The sequence below is a fragment of the Gordonia sp. (in: high G+C Gram-positive bacteria) genome, from assembly GCF_020438995.1.
GTDB lineage: Bacteria > Actinomycetota > Actinomycetes > Mycobacteriales > Mycobacteriaceae > Gordonia.
Map to the genome: position 1 here is coordinate 1 of NZ_JAGQTN010000296.1, position 21,354 is coordinate 21,354.

The 21,354-nt window shown below is 66.3% G+C and carries 22 protein-coding genes, 1 other RNA gene and 1 pseudogene; 7 read left to right on the plus strand and 17 right to left on the minus strand.

Annotation, left to right across the window (positions count from 1 at the left end; translation table 11 throughout):
- The 3 genes from KDB67_RS20970 to KDB67_RS20980 all read right to left on the minus strand — a co-directional run.
- The coding region (locus KDB67_RS20970) for a LysR family transcriptional regulator (protein WP_291020271.1) at positions 1-428 on the minus strand (428 nt) is incomplete at its 3' end.
- A gap of 20 nt (positions 429-448) precedes the next feature.
- Positions 449-1,300, minus strand: a complete 852-nt coding sequence (locus tag KDB67_RS20975) for a sterol desaturase family protein (protein WP_291020273.1) — start codon at positions 1,298-1,300, stop codon at positions 449-451.
- 7 nt (positions 1,301-1,307) lie between these two features.
- A complete protein-coding gene (locus KDB67_RS20980; protein ID WP_291020275.1) occupies positions 1,308-2,036 on the minus strand; it encodes a GntR family transcriptional regulator in 729 nt (242 codons plus the stop codon).
- A 200-nt stretch (positions 2,037-2,236) separates the two neighbouring features.
- On the opposite strand from KDB67_RS20980, the pseudogene KDB67_RS20985 reads away from it, so the two are divergent.
- Both KDB67_RS20985 and KDB67_RS20990 read left to right on the plus strand, forming a co-directional pair.
- Positions 2,237-2,539 (plus strand): annotated as a pseudogene (locus tag KDB67_RS20985) (LLM class flavin-dependent oxidoreductase); the annotation flags it as partial.
- A 244-nt stretch (positions 2,540-2,783) separates the two neighbouring features.
- A complete protein-coding gene (locus tag KDB67_RS20990) occupies positions 2,784-3,779 on the plus strand; it encodes an EamA family transporter (RefSeq protein ID WP_291020277.1) in 996 nt (331 codons plus the stop codon).
- A gap of 172 nt (positions 3,780-3,951) precedes the next feature.
- On the opposite strand, the gene KDB67_RS20995 is transcribed toward KDB67_RS20990, so the two are convergent.
- Positions 3,952-5,004 carry an alpha/beta hydrolase gene (locus KDB67_RS20995; protein ID WP_291020278.1) on the minus strand — a complete coding sequence of 351 codons (1,053 nt, stop codon included), beginning with the start codon at positions 5,002-5,004 and terminating at the stop codon, positions 3,952-3,954.
- 105 nt (positions 5,005-5,109) lie between these two features.
- On the opposite strand from KDB67_RS20995, the gene KDB67_RS21000 reads away from it, so the two are divergent.
- The 3 genes from KDB67_RS21000 to KDB67_RS21010 all read left to right on the plus strand — a co-directional run bounded on the left by KDB67_RS21000 (position 5,110) and on the right by KDB67_RS21010 (position 8,102).
- Positions 5,110-6,387, plus strand: coding sequence for a MurT ligase domain-containing protein (locus tag KDB67_RS21000; protein WP_291020279.1), 1,278 nt, complete (start codon positions 5,110-5,112; stop codon positions 6,385-6,387).
- Entirely contained in the window at positions 6,384-7,106 is a 723-nt protein-coding gene (locus tag KDB67_RS21005; RefSeq protein ID WP_291020282.1) for a glutamine amidotransferase, read from the plus strand. The genes KDB67_RS21000 and KDB67_RS21005 overlap by 4 nt, the downstream gene beginning before the upstream one ends.
- Positions 7,107-7,223: 117 nt before the next feature.
- On the plus strand, positions 7,224-8,102 hold the full coding sequence (locus KDB67_RS21010; RefSeq protein WP_291020284.1) for an SGNH/GDSL hydrolase family protein: 879 nt from the start codon (positions 7,224-7,226) through the stop codon (positions 8,100-8,102).
- 59 nt (positions 8,103-8,161) lie between these two features.
- Here the strand turns inward: KDB67_RS21010 and KDB67_RS21015 are convergent, their stop codons facing one another.
- The 7 genes from KDB67_RS21015 to KDB67_RS21045 are packed head-to-tail and all read right to left on the minus strand — an operon-like array spanning position 8,162 to position 12,144.
- A complete protein-coding gene (locus tag KDB67_RS21015; RefSeq protein ID WP_291020286.1) occupies positions 8,162-8,878 on the minus strand; it encodes a uracil-DNA glycosylase in 717 nt (238 codons plus the stop codon).
- 18 nt (positions 8,879-8,896) lie between these two features.
- Positions 8,897-9,445, minus strand: coding sequence for a hypothetical protein (locus KDB67_RS21020; protein ID WP_291020309.1), 549 nt, complete (start codon positions 9,443-9,445; stop codon positions 8,897-8,899).
- Positions 9,446-9,450: 5 nt separating this feature from the next.
- Complete coding sequence (gene recR / locus KDB67_RS21025) at positions 9,451-10,062, minus strand: recombination mediator RecR (RefSeq protein ID WP_291020288.1); 612 nt, start codon at positions 10,060-10,062, stop codon at positions 9,451-9,453.
- A 6-nt stretch (positions 10,063-10,068) separates the two neighbouring features.
- Positions 10,069-10,437 (minus strand): YbaB/EbfC family nucleoid-associated protein, encoded by a 369-nt coding sequence (locus KDB67_RS21030; protein WP_291020290.1) that lies wholly within the window; start codon positions 10,435-10,437, stop codon positions 10,069-10,071.
- Entirely contained in the window at positions 10,434-10,790 is a 357-nt protein-coding gene (locus KDB67_RS21035; protein ID WP_291020291.1) for a hypothetical protein, read from the minus strand. The genes KDB67_RS21030 and KDB67_RS21035 overlap by 4 nt, the downstream gene beginning before the upstream one ends.
- Positions 10,787-11,707, minus strand: coding sequence for a pseudouridine synthase (locus tag KDB67_RS21040; protein ID WP_291020293.1), 921 nt, complete (start codon positions 11,705-11,707; stop codon positions 10,787-10,789). The genes KDB67_RS21035 and KDB67_RS21040 overlap by 4 nt, the downstream gene beginning before the upstream one ends.
- On the minus strand, positions 11,704-12,144 hold the full coding sequence (locus KDB67_RS21045) for an SRPBCC family protein (RefSeq protein ID WP_291020295.1): 441 nt from the start codon (positions 12,142-12,144) through the stop codon (positions 11,704-11,706). The genes KDB67_RS21040 and KDB67_RS21045 overlap by 4 nt, the downstream gene beginning before the upstream one ends.
- A 105-nt stretch (positions 12,145-12,249) precedes the next feature.
- On the opposite strand from KDB67_RS21045, the gene KDB67_RS21050 reads away from it, so the two are divergent.
- Together KDB67_RS21050 and KDB67_RS21055 are read left to right on the plus strand one after the other, a co-directional pair.
- The gene (locus KDB67_RS21050) at positions 12,250-13,632 is read left to right on the plus strand and encodes an FAD-binding oxidoreductase (RefSeq protein WP_291020311.1); all 1,383 of its coding nucleotides are present in this window, start codon (positions 12,250-12,252) and stop codon (positions 13,630-13,632) included.
- Entirely contained in the window at positions 13,629-14,951 is a 1,323-nt protein-coding gene (locus KDB67_RS21055; RefSeq protein WP_291020297.1) for a class I SAM-dependent methyltransferase, read from the plus strand. The genes KDB67_RS21050 and KDB67_RS21055 overlap by 4 nt, the downstream gene beginning before the upstream one ends.
- Positions 14,952-15,307: 356 nt before the next feature.
- On the opposite strand, the gene KDB67_RS21060 is transcribed toward KDB67_RS21055, so the two are convergent.
- The 6 genes from KDB67_RS21060 to ffs form a co-directional block, all read right to left on the minus strand.
- Positions 15,308-17,659 (minus strand): DNA polymerase III subunit gamma and tau, encoded by a 2,352-nt coding sequence (locus KDB67_RS21060; protein ID WP_291020299.1) that lies wholly within the window; start codon positions 17,657-17,659, stop codon positions 15,308-15,310.
- A 65-nt stretch (positions 17,660-17,724) separates the two neighbouring features.
- Positions 17,725-18,132 (minus strand): PIN domain-containing protein, encoded by a 408-nt coding sequence (locus KDB67_RS21065; protein ID WP_291020301.1) that lies wholly within the window; start codon positions 18,130-18,132, stop codon positions 17,725-17,727.
- Positions 18,132-18,329, minus strand: a complete 198-nt coding sequence (locus KDB67_RS21070) for a type II toxin-antitoxin system VapB family antitoxin (protein ID WP_291020303.1) — start codon at positions 18,327-18,329, stop codon at positions 18,132-18,134. The genes KDB67_RS21065 and KDB67_RS21070 overlap by 1 nt, the downstream gene beginning before the upstream one ends.
- A gap of 170 nt (positions 18,330-18,499) precedes the next feature.
- Complete coding sequence (locus KDB67_RS21075) at positions 18,500-19,663, minus strand: glycosyltransferase 87 family protein (RefSeq protein WP_324383698.1); 1,164 nt, start codon at positions 19,661-19,663, stop codon at positions 18,500-18,502.
- 125 nt (positions 19,664-19,788) lie between these two features.
- A complete protein-coding gene (locus KDB67_RS21080) occupies positions 19,789-21,072 on the minus strand; it encodes an aminotransferase class I/II-fold pyridoxal phosphate-dependent enzyme (RefSeq protein WP_291020307.1) in 1,284 nt (427 codons plus the stop codon).
- Positions 21,073-21,111: 39 nt separating this feature from the next.
- Positions 21,112-21,206: signal recognition particle sRNA small type (ffs, locus tag KDB67_RS21085), an RNA gene on the minus strand.
- Between the last annotated feature and the right edge of the window lie 148 nt (positions 21,207-21,354).

The window sequence follows — 21,354 nt, forward strand, 5'->3', positions numbered from 1 at the left end:
GTGACGACGATGTCGTAGACGGTAAGCCCGGGCGGGGCGTCGCCGTAGGCCACGTCGAAATGACTGGCCCGCACATCGATCCCGGCGTCGGCCGCCCGGTACAGCAGTTCGGGCAGCAGCAGCGTCGACCCCGACGGAAACATGCCGAGCCGGACGGTGGCGTTTCCCGACCGGTACGCCAGCATCTCTTCGGCTGCCCGGTCGACGGCGGCGATGACATCGTCGGCCCGCAGCACCAGCGCATGCCCGGCGTCGGTGAGCCGGATCCCGCGGCCGTCGGGTTCGAGCAGTTCAACGCCCGCCTCATCGGCAAGCACCTTGAGTTGCTGCGACACCGCCGACGGCGTCATGTGCAGCGCGGCCGCCACGGCACCCACCGACCCCCGGTCGGCGAACTCCCGCAGCAGCCGCAGCCTGCGCACTTCCATGCGCAAACGTTACCGCCGATTCAGACCTTCTGTGGCTCGGCCTTCACCGGCTCCGGCTGCCAGCCCGGACCTTTGGCGACATAGCCCCAGCGGTCGCGCCAGCGCTCGGCGTGCCACACGTCACGGCCGATGGCGGTGAACTCGTGGGTCGCCACGCGCAACGGGTTGAAAGTGTTGATGTTCTTGGTGAGGCCGAAGCGGACCTTCTCGTCCTCGGCCTCGAACGTGGAGAAGATTCGGTCCCAGATGATGAGGATGCCACCGTAGTTGCGGTCGAGATAATCCTGGTTGGAGCCGTGGTGAACCCGGTGATGCGAGGGGGTGTTCATCACGAATTCGATGGGCTTCCAAAGCTTTCCGACGCGCTCGGTGTGGATGAAGAACTGGTACACCAGGCTGATGGATTGCTGCAGCATGATCATCCACGGTGAGAATCCCAGCGCGGCAAGGGGAATCCAATACGGCATCGAGCTGAACGGGGTCCAGGGCTGACGCAGCGCCGTCGACAGGTTGTAGTGCTCGCTGGAGTGATGCACGACGTGGCTGGCCCAGAAGATCCGGATCGTGTGGTGGGTGCGGTGATACCAGTAGTAGATGAAGTCGTCGGCGAAGAACAATGCCACCCAGGTCCACGGATTGTCGGCGGGCAGGCTCAGCGGACTCAGCTCGTATACGGCCGCATAAACGAACAGCACCACCAGCTTCCAGCCGGCATTGACCGCGACATTGCCCAGCCCCATCGCGAGACTCGTTGTGCTGTCGCGTAGTTCGTAGCCTCGTTCGTCGTCGTCGGGAAGGAAGTAGAACGAGGCCATCTCCAGGAACAGCGTCACCGTGAAGAACGGGATGGCGTAAAGAATCAGGTCGAACATGTCGGGCTCACTTCGTTGTGGCGATCACGTCGAGGACGCGACTGAGCAGGGTGGTGGCGAGTCGGGTGGTGGCCTCGACGTCGTGATCGGCGATGTGCCGGGCCAGGCGGATATGGGAGTCGCGGTCGGCGTATTCGTCGAGCAGCCCGAGCTTCTGCATGGCCGGGATGCCGATGGTCTCGAGCCCGGACAGCATCGTGTTCATCGCCAACCGGTAGGCGATGTTGCCCGATCCGTTGATGACGGCGATCCAGAAGGCGACGTCAGCGACGACGATCGCTTCGGGCGAGGTGTCGTCGGCGCGTTCGGGATAGGAGGCCGCGGCATCGAGGACCGCGGCGATCTGCGCGTCGTCGGCACGCTGCGCGCACAGCCGGGCGGCGTCGGCGGCGATGGAGCGGCGCATCTCGAACACGTCGCGCATCAGTTCGACAGACGGTACGGCGCCGGTGGTGGCCAGCGCGGTGAGGACGTCGAGACCCGCGTTCTCGCGCCAGTCGAGCACGCGGGTCTTATCGCCCTGCGAGATGCGCACGAGTCCGGCCTGACGAACGCCTTTGAGGGCTTCGCGGATCGCGTGCCGGTTGACGCCGAACCGCAGTGCCAGCTCGCGCTCGGCGGGAAGCGGCTCTCCAGGCGCGAGCCGGCCGGACAGGATCTCAGCGACAAGCTGCCCGAGCACCTCGTCGGACACCGCTGCACGCTCGATCGGCTGAATCTCCATGCCGATGATCATGGACCATCTCCGTATCTCTGGTCAACTGGTTGGACCAGTGCTATGTTTACTTCGGGCCACAGCTCGTCGCTGAGGCTCAACCCCGCAAGACGAACCCCGGAACCAGGCCGACGACATCGTCGTCACGCATGGTTCCGGGGTTCGTCCGGTTTCGGGAGTCGTCCGGAATAAAACGGAGGAAAGCCGAAGGCATCGTCGGTGAACCACGAGTCTCGGTGAGCCGCAGCATCTTCGCCCTCACCAACGACACCGACCGCGCCTACTTCGGCATGCGCGGCAACGACCAGGATCAGGTCGGCATCATCGACAACACCACCGCCCGCTTCGGCCGCAGCTACGCCGTCGAACCCGACAAACTCATCGAACAACTCCTCGAGGACGAGGCGATCGCCGCCGCCGACACCCTTCTGCTGACGGTCCCCAACCAGTTGGGCGTCGACTACAACGCCCACGTCATCGAGTCGATCCTCACCCACGTCGCCCCGGCCCTCGGCTGGCGCTGAAACAGAGGTGAGTTTGCCGGCGATCCCGCTTTCCGGGCTCGCCCGCAAACTCACCCGGCGTCCCTGAAACCCCCACCGAGTCAGTGGCGCCGGTGCGTACCGGGCCGCCTCCACTGAATGCCACCAGAACCGACTCTGCCCTGAACAAATCTGCAAGCACCTTACTCAACTGTTAACCAACACTACATATTGGATGCAACTTTATTCGATTGTCCTGAACTGACATCGCCCGCACGATGGATACATGACCACTCGTGACCGCGGTATCGCACTGACCGTCGTGCTGCTGTGGGGGCTGAATTTCATCGCCATCCGCTACAGCCTCGACCACTTTCCGCCGTTCTTCCTCGCCTCGCTGCGGTTCGCGGTTATGGCCGTGCCGGTGCTGCTGTTCGTGAAGTTCCCTAGGGTTCCGGTGCGCTGGTTCCTGTTGTACGCCTGCGGATTCGGCATCGCCCAGTTCCTGTTCCTGTTCCTGGCGATGCACCTGGGGATGCCGACGGGTCTGGCGTCGCTGGTGTTGCAGACGTCGGCGCCGTTCACCGTCGTGCTCGGGGTGCTGTTCCTGGGCGAACGGATGACCGGGCGGCAGGTGTGCGGAATCCTGTTGGCAGTCATCGGGATCGCGATCATCGGCTTCGCCCGCGCCACCGAGACAGACCTCGGGTGGGGTGCCGTCGGGCCCATCGCCCTCACGGTTCTCGGCGGTCTCGGCTGGGCGTTCGGCAATATCGGCAACCGGCTCACCGCCACCCACCGCGAACCCGGCTCAGCCCAGCCCGGCGACGCCCTGCGTCTGGTGCTGTGGATGTCGGTGATCCCACCGTTGCCGTTCCTGGCGATGAGTTTCGTGTTCGACGGTCCCACAGCGGGATTCGATGCGCTCACCACCATCGGCAGCCACAGCGGGCTGCTCGCGATCGCGGGGCTGACCTACACGGTGTTGCTCGGGACCGTCGCCGGATCGGGGCTGTGGGCGAGCCTCATGTCGCGACATCCGGCGAGTCGTGTCGCGCCGATGTCGCTGCTGGTGCCGGTCGTCGGCCTCACCGCGGCGTGGTTGTTCTTCGGCGAAACCCCCGGCATCGCCGAGCTTCTCGGTGCCGCCGTCGTCATCGCCGGCTGCGCGCTCGGCGTGATGGGCACCGGAAGATCACCACGGCCGACCGCCGACCGCGTTGCGGTGTCAGGAGTTTCGGGGTGGCGACGTCATGCGCTCGTCTCGCCGGACCCTTCGTGACCCTCGCTCCTTCGTCGCTTCGGCCTCAGGGTTCAAGATGCGTGACCGCTCCCTCATCGCTTCAGCCACAGCGATCAAGATGCGTAATCGCTCCTTCGTCGCTTCGGCCTCAGGGATCAAGATGCGTGATCACTCCCTCGTCACTTCGGCCTCAGAGATCAAGAAGGTTTGGTTAGAGCGTGGCGCGGACGGCGGCGGAGAGGCGGTCGGAGGCGGCGCGGGCCTGTGCCGAGAGGGCGGTCATGTTGACGAAGCCGTGGATCAGGCCGCCGGCGCGGTCGAGGGTGACCGGGACACCGGCGGCGCGGAGGCGGTCGGCGTAGGCGATGCCCTCGTCGCGGAGCGGATCGAAACCTGCGACCAACACGTAGGCGGGCGGCAGACCCGACAGATCGTCGGCCAAGAGCGGCGACGCACGGGGATGCGAACGGTCGGGGACGTTCGGCACGTAGGCGTCGGTGAACCAATCGATGCGTTCGATGCTCAGGTAGTAGCCCTCGGCGAACTCGCGCCGAGACGCCGTGCCGACCGATTCGGAGCAGTCTGTCACCGGGTAGATCAGCAGTTGCAGGGCGGGCTGCACGGCCTCGCCGCGCACATCCAGGGCCAGCACAGCCGCGAGGTTGGCCCCGGCACTGTCGCCGGCGACCACGATCTTGTCGGCGCGCACACCCCAGTGCGGGGCGGCGTCGACGACGTGTCGCCACGCGTCCAGCGCGTCGTCGGAGGCCGTGGGGAACGTGTGCTCCGGGGCCAGCCGGTACTCCACCGACACCACGTCGGCGCCGGTTCCGATCGCCAGCCGCCTGGCCACCGCATCGTGGCTGGCGCGGCTGCCCAGCGAGAACCCGCCGCCGTGGAAGTACAGGACGATGCCCGTCGACGATTCGCCGGCCCGGTATCGGGTGGCCGACAGGTCATCGTTGATACGAAAATCCTCGACGACGGCCAGCGGGGGAAAAGTCTCGGCGATCATCCCCGCCGACTCCTCCATCCGTTCGCGGGCCTGTGCGACGGTGCCGCTGACCAATGCCATCCCCGGCACGTGATCGGCCGCCCACGCGATCGCTGCCATCGGCGGATCGAGTCGGTCCCCGTCCGCGTTGACCGGGCTCCGGCGGCTCAGCCGCGCCACGAGGGCGTCGGGAAGCCTCCCAAGAGGTAATACGACAGCCCGTTTGACCTTGGCGACCCGCGACAGCGCGGGCGTGGTGGCTCGACTCACGGCGCAGAGCCTACCGCTGTGGCCGCCGGCACACCATGACAACCCCTATTGGTACATCCCCTGCCGTCCCGTTCGGCAACCGCGTACCTGTGACAGACTCTCCCCATGCCCGCGCGTGAACACCACAACTCAGCCCGGCTGCCGGCGCGCACGACGATCGCCCTGACAGCCGCCGGAGCGGCCCGCTGGGCCTCCCGTACCGCCGGACGCGGTAAGGGGTCGATGATCGGCGGCCTGATCGCCGAGAAGATCGACCCGCAGATCATGTCCCGGCTCGCCGCCGGGAAACGCACCGCGCTGATCACCGGCACCAATGGCAAGTCCACGACCACCCGGATGGTCGCCGCCGCACTCGCCGAACTCGGCGAGGTGGCCACGCAGGCCGACGGCGCCAACATGGACGCCGGCATCATCGCCACCTTGTCGCTGCAGCGTTCGGCTCCGGTCTGCGCGCTCGAGGTGGACGAGCTGCACGTCCCGCACGTCAGCGACGCCGTCGACCCGGCGGTTCTGGTGCTGCTCAACCTCTCCCGCGACCAGCTCGACCGCGTCGGCGAGATCAACATGATCGAACGCCGTCTGCGCGAAGGCATTTCGCGACATCCCGATACCGTCCTGGTGGCCAACTGCGACGACGTGCTGATCACCTCCACCGCGTTCAACGCCCCACGAGTGGTGTGGGTGGCCGCGGGCGCGGGCTGGGTGGGAGACTCGGTGAGCTGCCCGCGCACCGGCGAACCCATCATCCGCGGCGACGACGACGGCTGGTATTCGAGCGGCGACGAATCGTTCCGCCGCCCCACCCCCGACTGGTGGGTCGACGACGAAAAGATCTACGGCCCCGATGGTTTCGAGGCCGAGCTGACCCTGTCGGTGCCGGGCAAAGCGAACCGTGGCAATGCCGCCCAGGCCGTCGCCGCAGCCGTCGCGATGGGCACCGATCCCGCGAAAGCCGTTGCGGCGGTGGGTACCGTCGGGGAGGTAGCCGGACGCTACGGCATCCATCAGGTCGGCAACCATTCGGTACGAACGCTTCTCGCGAAGAATCCGGCCGGCTGGCAGGAGGCGCTGTCGATGATCGACCAGGACGCCGACGGTCTGGTGATCGCCGTCAACGGCCAGGTCCCCGACGGCGAGGACCTGTCGTGGCTGTGGGACGTGCGGTTCGAGGCGTTCGAGACGATGAAAGTCGTTGCGGCGGGCGAACGTGCGGCGGATCTGTCGGTACGCCTGCTGTACGCGGGCGCGCAGCACATCACGATCGACGACCCGATGAAAGCCATCGCCTCGTGTCCACCGGGCCGGGTCGAAGTGCTCGCGAATTACACCGCATTCCGTGATCTGGGTGTGGCTCTCGAACGCGCGGAAGGCGGCCGGAAGTGAGCGAATCGACTCTGCGCATCGGCCTGGTGCTGCCCGACGTGATGGGCACCTACGGCGACGGCGGCAATGCGCTGATCCTGCGTCAACGGGCCCGGATGCGCGGCATCGACGCCGAGATCATCCACATCACACTGGACGACGAGGTGCCCGATTCCCTCGACGTGTACACCCTCGGCGGCGCCGAAGACTACGCACAACGCCTGGCGACCCGGCATCTGACCCGCTACCCGGGCCTCCAGCGGGCCGCCGCCGCGGGCCGTCCGGTGCTGGCGATCTGCGCCGCCATCCAGGTCCTCGGCCACTGGTACGAGACGTCGGCAGGCGAACGGGTGGAAGGGATTTCACTGTTCGACCTCACCACCGCTCCGCAGGAGACGCGCAGCATCGGCGAACTCGTCACCGATCCGGTCCTCGACGGCCTCACCGATCCGCTCAGCGGATTCGAGAACCACCGAGGCGGAACCACTCTCGGCTCCGACGCGAAGCCGCTCGGCCGGGTCCGGCACGGCGTCGGCAACGGGGTGGGCGACGGCACCGAAGGCGTCGTGCAGGGTTCGGTTCTCGGCACCTACATGCACGGTCCCGCCCTGGCCCGCAACCCCCACCTCGCCGACCACCTGCTCAAACAGGCCCTCGGCGTCGAGACCCTCACCCCCCTCGACCTCCCCCAGGTCGACCGCCTGCGCACCGAACGCCTCGCCGCCGCCCGCCGCGGTTAGGCGTGTGACTGCCCGCCGCGGTTAGCACCCAGTCGGTTGACAAAACATCATATATGTTGGCAATCTCAGTTACCGGCCGGTAACCATCTGTGCGGCCGAGACGAGGGAGGGGCTCGAGTGCGTGCGACTGTAGGTATTCAGATGTGGGGACGGCGTTTCGCAGTTGCGGCGGGCGCTGCCGCGCTGGCGGTGGCCGGCGTGGGTGTCGCCGATGCCACACCCGCCAAGACCATCACCAACTATGTGGCGCTTGGTGATTCGTACGCGGCGGGCACAGCCATCCTGCCGATGTCGGGTAAGGGCGAGTGCGGGACGTCGGCGATCAACTATCCGAGCCTCGTCGCCAAGAAGCTGCGCATCAAGAACTTCACGGACGTGACGTGCGGCGGTGCGAAGGTCGCCGACTTCACCGGCAGACAGGGGTTCCCGTCACCCGCTCCTCCGCAGTTCGCCGCCCTGCGCAAGAACACCGAGCTGGTGACCGTCGGGATCGGTGGCAACGACATCCACCTGGTCGAGCTCACCGCGAGCTGCATCAATCCGGCCGCCACCGCGACCAGCCGCCAGTGCGCTCCACGTCCGGGCGGCAGGGACAAGGTCGGCGCCACCATCAACGCGTTCGGCCCGAAGTACGACAAGGTGATCGCCGGTGTCCGCGAACGCTCCCCGAAGGCCCGCATCCTGCTGGTCGGCTATCCGTACGGGATCCGTCCGGGCGGCTGTCCCGGCAGGCAGCCGATGGGCGGACCGGATGCGACCTACATTCAGGACAAGATCAGCCAACTCAACCGGGTGATGAAGGTGCGGGCCGAGGCGAACGGCGCCGAGTACGTCGATATCGAGACCCCCACGAAGAAGCACGAGGCCTGCTCCGGCAGCCAATCACAGATGGTGGGTGTATTGCCCACCGACACCCAGTCGCTGACCCCGCTGCACCCGAACGCGGCCGGTCAGCGGACGATGGCCGCCACCGTCCTCAAGACGCTCGAAAACTGAACCAAGCCGACCTGTTCCCGTGAATCCACCCCGCATCCCGGCGGGGTGGATTCGCCCTCTCAGGGTGTGCGCCGGTCGATCCCGGCGTGGTCGGCCGCTGCGGCCAGGACCTCGCCCAGCATGGCGGGCGTGAGGCGACCGGTGAACGTATTGTGCTGGCTGACGTGATAGCAGCCGAACAACGTGATCGTCTCGTCGCCGCGGTGCAGGCAAACCTGTACTCCGTGACCGAATTTCGGCCTCGGCCTGGGCACTTCCCAGCCGAACTCTCCTAGCTCCCGCAACGCCACCTGCCAGCCGAAACCACCCAGCACGACGACGGATCGCGCTGTGGGAAACAGTAATTCAAGTTCGGCGCGAAACCACTTGGCGCAGTTGTCACGTTCGGTGGTCGTCGGCTTGTTCTGCGGCGGCGCGCAATGTACCGGCGCCACCATCCGCACCCCGAACAACTCCATCCCGTCGTCGGCCGACGTCGCGGTGGGCTGACTGGCCAACCCCACCTCGTAAAGGCCGCGGAACAGCACGTCCCCGCTCTGGTCGCCCGTGAACATCCGGCCCGTCCGGTTGGCTCCGTGCGCGGCGGGTGCAAGCCCGACGATCAGCATCGCCGCATCATCCGGGCCGAACCCGGGTACCGGTCTGCCCCAATACTCTTGGTCGGCGAACGCGGCACGCTTGTCCCGAGCCACCTGTTCGCGCCAGCGCACCAACCGCGCACACGCGCGGCATTTCACCAGCGCGTCGTCGAGCTGGTCCAGCGTCCGGTAGCGCACACGATCAAGGTACGCCGGTCAATCCAGGATCCGGCACCGATCGCGGGTCCGGTCGACGCCGAACCAGCCGCGCTCGAATTGCTGCCACCGCGTCAGATGCTCCCGCTCGACTTCCCCGTCGCGAGCGATGGCGCGCGCCAGCCGCTGTTCGTCGGTGCCGCCGTCGACCCACAGGGCGCGCGTCAGCCGGGCCGCTATCGACGTGCGTGCCGACGACACCCCCTCGATGATCAGCAGCGGTTGCCACCGCACCCACACCGGCCGGCCTATCGTCGGCACCCCGTCGTGCCACACCCGTGGCCGGTACACGTAGTCGCGACACCGGAAGAACGGCCGCAGAATGTCGTCCTCCAGCTCGTGCCACCACGCCACCGGATTGTCCCAGGTGGCGAAGTCGTCGGTGCGGATCAGCACCGCACCCGTGCCGCGGTCGGCGAGCTTGGACATCAACGCATCGGCGATCATCGATTTACCGGCACCCGACGGTCCGTCGATGGCGACAACGCCGGAGGACAGTTCGGCGGCCAACTCGTCGAGATGCCGCTCCACGTCCGGTGCCAGAACCATTCCGATCACACCAGGATTCTTCTGCCCGACAATGCCCGGCCCAGCGTGAGTTCGTCGGCGAATTCGAGGTCGCCGCCCATCGGCAGACCCGAGGCGAGACGGGTGACCGACAGCCCTGGGAAATCCTTGAGCATCCGCAGCAGATAGGTGGCGGTGGCTTCGCCTTCGGTGTTGGGGTCGGTGGCGACGATCACCTCGGTGACGTCGACGCCGTCGGGCTGGTTGGCCAGGCGGCGCAGCAGTTCCCGGATACGCAGCTGATCGGGCCCGATCCCCGACAGCGGGTCGAGCGCCCCGCCGAGCACGTGGTACCGACCGTGGAACTCTTTGGTGCGTTCGATGGCGTGCACGTCTTTGGGCTCTTCGACGACGCAGATCTTGGTGGCATCGCGCCGGGAATCGGCGCAGATGCGGCACAGCTTCTCGGCCGACACGTTGCCGCAGTAGTCGCAGAAGGTGACGTCGTCGCGGACCCGGGCCAGGGCGCCGATGAGGCGGTCGATGTCGGCGTTCTCCCCGGCCAGGAGATGAAAAGCGATGCGCTGGGCACCTTTGGGTCCGAGGCCGGGTTGTTTGGCCAGTTCGTCGATCAGGTCCTGAATCGGGCCCTCATACACCGGCGCTCAGCCCAGTCCGGGGAATCCGCCGCCGAGTCCGCCGGCCAGGGGACCCATCGCCTCCTGGGCGAGTTGATCGCGTTTGGCGGCGAGGTCGTCGAGCGCGCCGAGGACCAGGTCCTGCAGGGTGTCGACATCGTCGGGGTCGACGACCTTGGGGTCGATGGTGACGGCGGTGATCTCACCGGTGCCGGTACCGGTCACCGTGACCAGCCCGTTTCCGGCGGTACCGGTGATCTGGGTCGCGGCGATCTCGTTCTGGGCGGCCAGCAGCTGCGCCTGCATCTGCTGGGCCTGCGCGAGCAGCCCGGCCATCGGGTTGTCGCCACCTGCACCGCCGCCGAAGATCGCGCTGGGATCGAAAGGTTCACTCACACCGACCAGGGTAGACGAGGCACCCCCGCCAGCAGCCGCCCGACATGCGTCGACAGCTCATCGACGGTGATGTCGACGGCGGTGACCTCGAACGACAGCAAATTGTCGCCGAACAGCCGCCCGGCTTTGGGTATCAACGCGAACTCGAAAGTGGCGCCTCCTGCCGTGGTGTCACGCGTGCGCCACTGGCGGATCGCCCCGTACACGGGTGCCGATGCTCCGGTGGTGACGCAGTACTCGCCGTCGGGCAGGTCACGCTGGATCTGGAAACACGCGTCGGACTCGTCGTCGATGAACACGACCGCCTCGCAGGCCAGGTCCCGATGGTGTTCGTAGGACGCGTAGATACTCATGGAACCCCCAGACTCATACGGCTGACGAATTCGCGGCGCTCACCGGTCATCGGGTCGTCGAACGCCAGCGACGACGCCAGCAGCCGCAGCGGCCGGGTGAAATCGCCGTCGTCGGGAAGCGCGGCCAGGTCGGTGCGGACGTCCGGGTACAGCGGGTCGTCGACGATGGGCGCGCCGAGCAATGCCATGTGCAGGCGCAGCTGATGGGTGCGCCCGGTGTGCGGGACGAGCCGGTAGAGACCGATTCGCGCGTCGATGAGGGTGATGTCGCTGACGGCGTTGATCTCGCCGTCGACGACGAGTGCCCGCAGGTCACCGGCCGTTTTCTCGATGCGGTTGCGGACGGTGACGGTTCCGGCGAGCTCGGGACGGACCGGGGCGAGTGCCCGGTACTCCTTGATGGCCCTGCGTTCGGCGAAGATCGACTGGTAGCCGGCCCGCACCTGCGGGCGCAGCGTGAACAGCAGCACCCCGGCGGTGAGCCGGTCGAGCCGGTGCGCGGGCGCGATCTCGTCGACGCCCAGTTCGCGGCGCAACCGCACCAGCGCCGACTGCACCACGTGCCGTCCGCGCGGCATCGTCGCCAGGAAATGCGGTTTGTCGACGACGACGATGTTGTCGTCGCGGTGCAGGATCGGCAGATCGAACGGGATGGGCGGTTCGTCGGGCAGCTCCCGGTACAGGAAGATCGTGGTGTTGCGCCGGACCGGCCGTTCCAGGTCCAGCGCCCGGCCGTCGATGTCGACGATCTCGCCGGCACGGGCTCGGCTTTCCAGCGCTGCTGGGTCGAGCCCGGCCAGCGACGGCGCCGCGAGCAGCGCTTCGCCGACGCTGAGCCCGTCGGCCCGCACCACCACGCGCGTCGCGTCGACGCCGTCGCGTGGTGGCAGCGGCGACGGCCGCGTCCTACGGCTCACGCGCGTTCGACGCGGGCTTTCAGGTTGGCCAGCAGGGCGGCCTGGATCTTGTTCAGGCCTTTCGGGGCGAAGGTCTTCTCGAAGAAGCCGCCTATGCCCCCGGCCCCGGTCCACGACGTCGTGGTGGTGACGGTGGAACCGCTGCCCGACGGCTTGACCGTGTAGGTGGTGACCATCGACGAGTTGGCGTCGGTTTCGGTGATGGTGTCGGGGGTGACCCGGACGCTCGCCTTGACGTCGCGCTGACGCTTGGATGTGGCCTGCAGGATCCAGTGCACGACGGTGCCGTCGCCGTTGCCGCCCGAAACGACCTGGTAGTCGCGGTACTGCTCGGGCAGGATCGCCGGGCGTGCGTCGTTGTAATCGGCGAGCACGCCGATTACCGCGTCGGTCGTGGCGGCGACGTCGATGGACTGTGTTGCGGAAACCTGACCCATTCCGATGGGCCTCCTTTTCGATGGTGTGCGATTGACGGCATGGCCTGATTGGCGGCCTCCCGGCTTCCGTCCTAGGCTAACGAAGTGGTGTCTGTGACGCGGGAGATGGGGCCGGAGGCATTCAGCGAGGGGGTTCGCGCTCTCCTCGCGAGCTATCGGGCGATCCCGCCCGGGGCCACTGTCCGATTGGCGAAGAAGACATCGAACCTTTTCCGCAAACGTGCCGTAAACCCCAATCCGGGCCTTGATGTGTCCGGTCTGGGCGGGGTGATCTCCGTCGATCCGGCCACCCGCACAGCCGATGTCGCGGGCATGTGCACCTACGAAGAGTTGGTCGCCGTCACGCTTCGCTACGGACTTGCGCCAAAAGTGGTGCCGCAGCTCAAAACGATCACGCTGGGTGGTGCGGTCACCGGCCTGGGTATCGAGTCGACGTCGTTCCGCAACGGTCTGCCGCACGAATCGGTCACGGAGATAGACGTTCTCACCGGCACCGGCGACATCGTCACCGCCACTCCCACCAACGAATACGCCGACCTGTTCCATGGTTTCCCCAATTCGTATGGCACGCTGGGATATTCGGTTCGGTTGCGGATCGAGCTGGAGTCCGTCGCACCCTTTGTCACGTTGCGGCACATCAGGTTCGGCAGTATCGGCGAATTGCAGGACGCGATGGACCGGATCGTCGCCGACGGCAGTCACGACGGTGAACGCGTCGACTACCTCGACGGCGTGGTGTTCAGTGCCGGAGAGTCATATCTGACATTGGGCCGCCAGACCGACAAGCCGGGGACCGTCAGTGATTACACCGGAATGGACGTCTTCTATCGGTCCGTTCAGGAACGCACCACCGACCGGCTCACGATCAGCGACTATCTGTGGCGCTGGGACACCGACTGGTTCTGGTGTTCGCGCGCATTCGGCGCACAGAACCCGAAGGTACGGCGGTGGTGGCCGAAACGGCTGCTACGCAGCAGTTTCTACTGGAAACTGATCGCCTACGATCATCGCTGGAACATCGGCGACAAGCTCAACGCCCGCAAGGGGCTACCGCCGAGCGAGCGGGTGGTACAGGACATCGAGGTCCCCATCGAGAACACCGCCGCCTACGTCGAATGGTTCCTCAAGAACGTCCCCATTGAACCGATCTGGCTGTGTCCGTTGCGTTTACGTGAAGACTCCGCCACCCCGCAAGCAGACTCGCGGCGTTGGCCGCTCTACCCTCTCGAGCCGGACCGGACGTATGTGAATGTCGGGTTCTGGTCAGGAGTGCCGGCGACGCCGGGCGACCCGGGGTTCACCAACAAACTCATAGAGCGCAGGGTCGCGAAATTGGACGGCCACAAGTCACTCTATTCCGAATCATTCTACGACCGTGAAGAATTCGATCTTCTGTATGGTGGAGAGAACTATCGGATCCTCAAGAAGCGGTACGACCCGGACGGACGGCTACTCGATCTCTACTCGAAGGCGGTGAAGCGACAATGACCACGTACAAGGACCAACCGACACGATCGCAGGAGGACGGGGCGGGCAGGCTGACGCTGGCCGAGATCCTCGAGACGATGATGGGCGGCGACCTGTCGGTCCGCATCACCGCCTACGACGGCAGCTCCGCCGGACCCGAGGACGCCCGGTACGGGCTGGATCTGAAAACCCCGCGCGGCACAACCTATCTGGTGACCGCACCCGGCGATCTGGGCCTGGCACGTGCGTACATCTCCGGCGACCTGGAACTGGTGGGCACGCATCCGGGTGATCCGTATCCGGCATTGCAGGCACTGGCGAGCGACCTGAAGTTCAAGAAGCCGTCACCGTTGCAACTGGCGAACGTGGCGCTGTCGCTGGGCTTGGAGCATTTCAAACCGATCGCCCCACCGCCACAGGAGGCGGTGCCGCGCTGGCGCCGGTTCGCCGAAGGTCTGCGCCATTCAAAAACCCGTGATGCCGAGGCGATCTCATATCACTACGACGTATCCAACGCCTTCTACGAGTGGGTGCTCGGCCCGTCGATGACGTACACGTGCGCGGTGTATCCCGACCGGGACGCCTCACTGGAGGCGGCGCAGGACAACAAGTACCGTCTGATCTTCGAGAAGCTGCGCCTGCGGCCGGGCGATCGGCTGCTCGACATCGGTTGCGGCTGGGGCTCGATGGTGCGCTACGCGGCCCGCCACGGTGTGTACGCGATCGGTGCGACGCTGTCGGCGGAGCAGGCCGAGTGGGCGCAGAAGGCGATCGTCGACGAGGGTTTGAGCGAGTTCGCGCAGGTCCGCCACAGCGACTACCGCGATGTGCCGGAAGGCGATTTCGACGCGGTGTCGTCGATCGGTCTGACCGAACATATCGGCGTCGGTAACTATCCGGCGTATTTCGGATTCATGCGGGACAAGCTGCGCCCGGGCGGAATGTTGTTGAACCACTGCATCACCCGGCCCGACAATCCGAACCGCAACCGGGCGGGCACATTCATCGACCGATACGTCTTCCCCGACGGCGAGCTGACCGGGTCGGGCAAGATCATCTCCAAGATCCAGGACATCGGTGGCCTGGAAGTGGTGCACGAGGAGAATCTGCGCGAGCATTACGCGATGACGTTGCGCGACTGGAACGTCAACCTCGTCGAGCATTGGGACGAGACGGTCGCGGAAGTAGGTGAGGGCACCGCCCGCCTGTGGGGCCTGTACATGGCGGGTTGCCGGATCGGCTTCGACCGCAACATCGTTCAGCTCCACCACGTCCTCGCCACCAAGCTCGACGACCAGGGCAGCAACCATCTCCCCCTGCGCCCCTGGTGGCAGGCTTAGGAGCCTCGCCTCACCGGACCCTTCGAGACGCAGTCGGCTCGCAAGCTCGCGCGACAGCCCTCAGGGATCAAGAAGCACAGCCACAACCACACACCTTCACCCCAAACACCTCAAGAAGCACAGTCGCGACCACACACCTTCACTCCAAACACCTCAAGAAGCACAGTCGCGACCACACACCTCCACCCCAAACACCTCAAGAAGCACAGTCGCGACCACACACCTCCACCCCAAACACCTCAAGAAGCACAGTCGCGACCACACACCTTGATCCCTGAGGCCGAAGCGACGAAGTCGCGAGGGTCACGAAGGGTCCGGTGACCTTTCGACACCTGGCGCCCCCACCTCAGACCCCGCTACTCGATAACCGTGGCACCCAGTTCGGTCTTCAGGAGATCCAGCGCCACGGCTCCTTGATCGTGGTGGCGGTCCGGGGTCCCGGAGTGCGCGTCGGCCACCATCTCGGCCTGTTCTTCCTCGGGAATGTCCTCGTCGGCGCGAGGCGGCTCGGGTTCCGGTTCCGGCTCGGGTGGCGGAGGTTGCTTCTCGACGACCGGCTCGGGCGCCGGCGACGTTGCGGCAGTCTGATTCTGGACGCTCGGCCGCGCATAGGTCTGAGCGCGTTTGGGCTGCGCCTTGGCCACCGGCCGCGGACCACCCGATACGGGCGCACCGGCCGCCGGAGCGGAGCCAGGCGCCAGGTGTACGGCCCGGACATCGAGTTCGGTGCCGAACACCTCGCTCAGCGCCTCCCGCATCACGGCGACGGCATGCGGTGCGCCGAGCCGCTGGACGAGCACCTCGTACGGGTGCGCGAGCACCACCGTCCGGTCCTGCAGATCGTGCACGACGGCCGCCGACAGCATCGGTTCGAGGGTCTTCGCCCGTTCCCGTACCGCGTTACGGAAGTCCTGATACCGGGTCCGAACGGTATCGAGGTCGAGACCACCGGTCTGCGGCTCGGGCTCCGGTTCGGGCGCCGGCCGCACAGGCCGGACTCGCGGGGCCGAATCCTCCGGCGGCAGAGCGTATTCGTCGACGGGTTCATCGGGCAGCGGTATATCATCGCCGGGAACCTTTGTCGCCGTACCGGACTCGTCGTCGGCAACACTCCGCGGCGGCACTGTACGCTCCGGCCGGATCGTCGTTGCCGGGGAGGATTCGGTGACGACCCGTTCCGGGACAGGGGATTTCGAGACAGGGGATTTCGGGCCGGGAGATTGCGGGCTGGAGGATTCGGGCACGATCGGTTCAGGGACAACCGGATCCGGCTCCCACGGTGGCGTCTGGTCGATGGTTGCCGGCACCACCTGTGCGGGCGGGGCCTGCGCCGGTATCTCCTGTTTCAGTGGCGCCGGATCCTGCGTCACGTGATCGGCTTCGACCTCTTCGGCTTTCCGACGATCCGCCTCCGCGGCAGCCTTGCGTTCCTCCATCGCCTTGCGTTCGGACGGCCGCATGAAACGCGACTCGGCGACCGGCTGCTGGGACACCGATTCAGCCGGGGCCGCAGCAGTATTCGTGGGTGTTGCGGTGCGTGCGGCACCACCCCCGGTGACCACACCGGCTTCGAGTTGTTCGATCCGCTGCAGCAGCGCCGACCCGTCCGCCGATGTCGCGGGCAGGAGCAACCGCGCGCACAGCACCTCCAGCAGCAACCGCGGGGACGTGGTTCCACGCATCTCACCGAGCGCGGCGTGGGTGGTCTCCGCGAACCGGGTCAGGGTGGCGGGCCCCAGCACCTCGATCTGCTCCCGCATCCGGGTCAGCTGCTCCCCCGGTGCCTCCACCAGACCACGATCGACCGCTTCCGGAACCGCTTGCAGCAGAATGAGATCCCGCAAACGTTCGAGCAGATCGATCGCGAACCGGCGCGGATCGTGCCCGGCGTCGACGAGCCGTTCGACCGTCGCGAACACAGACGCCCCGTCACCGGCGGCCAGGCCGTCGACGACGTTGTCGATGAGCGCGACGTCGGTGACACCGAGCAGCGCGAGCGCGCGATCGTAGGTCACGCCGTCCTCGCCCGCCCCGGCTAGCAGTTGGTCGAGGATCGACAGCGAGTCACGCGGCGATCCCCCGCCCGCACGGATCACCAGCGGATACACGTCGGGTGCGACGGTGACGTGTTCCTTGGCGCAGATGTTCTCCAGCAACCCACGCATCACCGGCGGCGCTAGTAGCCGGAACGGATAGTGGTGGGTGCGCGAACGGATCGTCGGCAGCACCTTCTCCGGTTCGGTGGTGGCGAATACGAAGATCAGGTGTTCCGGCGGCTCCTCGACGATCTTGAGCAGCGCGTTGAAACCGGCGTTGGTGACCATGTGCGCCTCATCGACGATGAACACCCGATACCGCGATTCCGACGGCGCGTAGAAGGCGCGGTCGCGTAGTTCGCGGGTGTCGTCCACACCGCCGTGGCTGGCGGCGTCGAGTTCGATCACGTCGAGATTGCCGGGGCCACCGGGCCGCAACGCCACACACGACGAACAGGTGCCGCACGGCGTCGACGTGGGTCCCTGCGCGCAATTGAGCGAGCGGGCGAGGATGCGCGCCGACGACGTCTTGCCGCAGCCACGCGGCCCCGAGAACAGGTAGGCGTGGTTGATCCGGCCGCTGTCGAGGGCACGGCTGAGCGGGTCGGTGACATGCTCCTGACCGACGACTTCGGCGAACGTTGCCGGGCGATAGGTGCGATACAGGGCCACGCGTCGAGACTACCGGCGGCCACCGACGGTCGGCCCATCAGGCAAACTCGGAGGGTACGCGAGTTTCATCGGGGCTGCCACACCCGCAGCCCGATGTGGGGGGCGGCATGGACGAAGTCGCGATCCGCGGTGAGCAGAGTGTGTTTGTTCACGATCGCCAACTGAGCGAGTAGTGCATCGATTGTTCCCAACTGCACCCCCGCTATGCGGCACGTATTGCGCACCGAAGCCGCACCGACGTGGTCCTCGATCGAGGGGACGAGCACGGGAACGGACGCGAAGCGAGCAAGAATCTGCTCCTGCGCGTGCCGCGGAACGAACCCTTGGAGCAACTCCTGAAGGACAAACCCGGTGGTGATCACCACGTCCCCGCCCACCAGAAGCCGACGAAGCTCATCAAGTTCAGGCGTAGCCGGCGGGAAATCCCGGCGAAACGCCAGCGACCACACACTTGTGTCGACAAGAACGCTCATCAGCGCGCGCGCTCAGCCTTGTAGTCGAAACCCTCGTCCCAGTCCAGCGTGCCGAACAGGTCAAGGATCGCCGCCTGTTCGCGACGCGCGATGAACTCCTGAAGCGCGAGGGTGACCGTTGCCTTCTTGGTTCGCTCTCCGCTCACCCGAAGAGCGTGTTCGAGAAGTTCAGGATCAATTGCGAGGTTGGTAGCCATGTGCGCCTCCTTACACACTAAGCTACACAGCACGCGCTTAGGCTGCCAGAGTTCCCACACCTGGTTGGGATCGTCGAGTGCGGCCCGGATCTGGGAGAGATCGCCGAGATCGGCCAGGGGCGACGTCTGCAGGCACCCGCGACTGCCCAGGGGCCACCCAGTCAGACACGTCAAATCGCTGTCTCCGCAACTCGCACCGGCCGGTACGCGACGATGGTGGCCACCGCGGACACGGCGAAGAGCCAGCCGTACGGGAAGATCGTGAACCATCGCAGCGAGTCGACACCCGTCTTGAAGAACAGCCCGATCATGTAGCCGTCGGGGACCGATCGGAGCACGAACCAGATGGCGTGGTCGTAGTGGGTGCGCCAGGAGAACGCAGCCAGCAGCATAGCCACCAGTCCCGCACCCACCAGCAACCGGCGCGGCACCGAAAGACCGACCCGCAGCAGCAGGTCGACACCGATCACCGTCAGCGGCACGAACCACACCCAGTGATGCCCCCACGACATCGGCGACACCGCGCAGCCGGTCATCCCCACCATCGTCAGCGCCAGCAGTTCGTTGCCGCGATGATGCGCCAGGTACGCCGCGTACATACCGATACCGAGCGCCACCAGCGCCGTCACCAGCCAGATTGTGGTGCTCGGGGTGTCGGTGTCGGCGAGATTGGCCAGCCAGCCGCGCAACGACTGATTGCCCACCGACTGTGGCGACCCCACCCGGTTGGAATCGGAGATGCGGGCGGTCCAGAACTTGAGTGCGGCCTTCGGCATGATCAGGAAACCGATCGCGACGGTCGCGGCGAACCCGGCGACCAGCCCCGCGACGGCCCGCCACCTGCCGACGATCACCAGGTACAGCCCGAAGATCAGCGGGGTCATCTTGATGCCTGCCGCCAGTCCTGTACCGAGGCCGCGCACACGCGAATCGTCGTCGCGGGTCAGATCGGCGAGGACCAGCAGCATCAGGAACACATTGATCTGCCCGTACCAGATGGTGGTGCGGACCGGTTCGAGCAGCATCACGATGGCCACCAGCGACAGCGCGATCACCCGCAACTGCCACGTCGGACGCCGGCCCAGCACCCGGAAACTCAGCATGATCACCAGGTACAGCGCGACGAGAATGCCTGCGCTCCACACGATCCGCGCCGCACCGAACGACATCAGCGCGAACGGGATGAAGAACGGGATGGAGATGGGGGCGTACGTGTAGTCCATCTGCCCGAGCAGTTTGACGTCGTACAGCTTGCCGCCGTCGAGGACGGTCTGTGCACCGGCACGATACACGTCGAGGTCGAGCTGGTTGTCGAACAAACCCCAGAAGGGCATCGAGTACGGGACGATCACGTCCTGCAACCACAGTGCGATGATCGCGAGCACCACGAAAGCCGCAGCGGCAGACGTCGGACGGACGGATCTCACAGACGGATATTGTTCACGACACGCGACGCTGGTCAGTCACTTTGTGCGGTGAGCAACGTCTCAGTCGCGGCGAGCAGCACACAGGTGGCGACGCCCTCCATCGCGGTCCGCAGATCGTCGATGCCCGGATAGGTGGGGGCGAGCCGAATGTTGTGGTCGCGCGGATCCTGCTTGTACGGGTACGTCGACCCGGCCGCGGTAAGAGCGATGCCGGCGTTCTTGGCCAGTTCGATGGTGCGTTTGGCGGCACCGTCGAGGACGTCGAGGTTGATGAAGTAGCCGCCCTCGGGATGCGACCAGTCGGCAACCTTCGCGTCGCCGAGCCGGTCGTCGAGGATGTCGAGAACCAGCTTGAACTTGGGCGCGAGCAGCTCACGGTGCTTGGCCATGTGGGCGCGCACGCCGTCGGCGTCGCCGAAGAACCGGACGTGCCGCAGCTGGTTGATCTTGTCGGGGCCGATCGTGGAGACGCCGAGATGTTTGGTGAACCAGGCCACGTTGGCGGCGGACGAACCGAAGAACGCCACACCGGCGCCGGCGAAGGTGATCTTGGAGGTGGACCCGAGCACGTACACACGGTTGGGGTGACCGGCTTCGGCCGCCCATTGCAGCACCGGATGCGGTGCGGGCGGCGCCTCGACGAGAGTGTGCACGGCGTACGCGTTGTCCCAGTAGATGCGGAAGTCGTCGGCGGCGGGCACCGCGAGCAGCGCCTTGGTGACCTCCTCGGAGAAAGTCACACCCGTCGGATTGGAGTAGGTGGGCACCACCCACAGACCCTTGATCGACGGATCGTTCGCGGTGAGTTCGGCGATCGCGGCGACGTCGGGGCCGTCCGGGTTCATCGGGACGGTGATCATCTCGATACCGAACGATTCGGTGATCGCGAAGTGCCTGTCGTAGCCCGGTGCCGGGCACAGGAACTTGACTGTCTCCTCTTTGATCCACGGCCGCGATGAGTCGGGGGTTCCGTGCAGCAGCGCGGCGACGGTCACGTCGTGCATCAGTTGCAGGCTCGAATTGCCGAACGCGATGAGGTCGCCGGCGTCGACGCCGAGCAGCTCCCCGAAGATCTCGCGCAGCTCTTTCAAACCGGCGATGCCGCCGTAATTGCGGGTGTCGGTGCCGGCCGCATCGAGGTAGTCGCCGTCGCCGGGCAGGCTGAGCAGGCCATTGGACAGATCGAGCTGGTCGGGAGCCGGCTTGCCGCGGGTGATGTCGAGGGACAGGCCCAGCGCGCACAACTCGTCGTAGAGCTTTCGCAGTTCGGCTTGGGTGTCGCGGAGAGTGTCGGCACTCATCGAGTGGTAGTTCAACGCGGGACCTCTCACCGTGACCGGGAACCATCGCCAGAAGATAGGGGACCCCGCGCACCCGGCAGAGCCCGTTGACCCTTGCTGCCTTCCGGCCCTGGGGGAGTTCACAGGATGCGCGCCGCGCGGGATCCGTCGACCAGCATAGCCCACCCGCAACCGGCGTCACACGGGGCCCGCGGTGCCGCACGGTTTGGGCGCTCGCTCCTCATACCGCTATCATCGCCATGTTGGAGGATTCGCCTAGTGGCCTATGGCGCTCGCCTGGAACGCGGGTTGGGTTAA

Bases quoted from the DNA above. Each gene is read 5' to 3' on its own strand.
- KDB67_RS20975 (WP_291020273.1), bottom strand. From the start codon at position 1,300: ATGTTCGACCTGATTCTTTACGCCATCCCGTTCTTCACGGTGACGCTG.
- KDB67_RS20980 (WP_291020275.1), bottom strand. From the start codon at position 2,036: ATGATCATCGGCATGGAGATTCAGCCGATCGAGCGTGCAGCGGTGTCC.
- KDB67_RS20990 (WP_291020277.1), top strand. From the start codon at position 2,784: ATGACCACTCGTGACCGCGGTATCGCACTGACCGTCGTGCTGCTGTGG.
- KDB67_RS21000 (WP_291020279.1), top strand. From the start codon at position 5,110: ATGCCCGCGCGTGAACACCACAACTCAGCCCGGCTGCCGGCGCGCACG.
- KDB67_RS21020 (WP_291020309.1), bottom strand. From the start codon at position 9,445: ATGGTTCTGGCACCGGACGTGGAGCGGCATCTCGACGAGTTGGCCGCC.
- KDB67_RS21035 (WP_291020291.1), bottom strand. From the start codon at position 10,790: ATGAGTATCTACGCGTCCTACGAACACCATCGGGACCTGGCCTGCGAG.
- KDB67_RS21045 (WP_291020295.1), bottom strand. From the start codon at position 12,144: ATGGGTCAGGTTTCCGCAACACAGTCCATCGACGTCGCCGCCACGACC.
- KDB67_RS21050 (WP_291020311.1), top strand. From the start codon at position 12,250: ATGGGGCCGGAGGCATTCAGCGAGGGGGTTCGCGCTCTCCTCGCGAGC.
- KDB67_RS21055 (WP_291020297.1), top strand. From the start codon at position 13,629: ATGACCACGTACAAGGACCAACCGACACGATCGCAGGAGGACGGGGCG.
- KDB67_RS21065 (WP_291020301.1), bottom strand. From the start codon at position 18,132: ATGAGCGTTCTTGTCGACACAAGTGTGTGGTCGCTGGCGTTTCGCCGG.
- KDB67_RS21070 (WP_291020303.1), bottom strand. From the start codon at position 18,329: ATGGCTACCAACCTCGCAATTGATCCTGAACTTCTCGAACACGCTCTT.
- KDB67_RS21075 (WP_324383698.1), bottom strand. From the start codon at position 19,663: ATGCCCTTCTGGGGTTTGTTCGACAACCAGCTCGACCTCGACGTGTAT.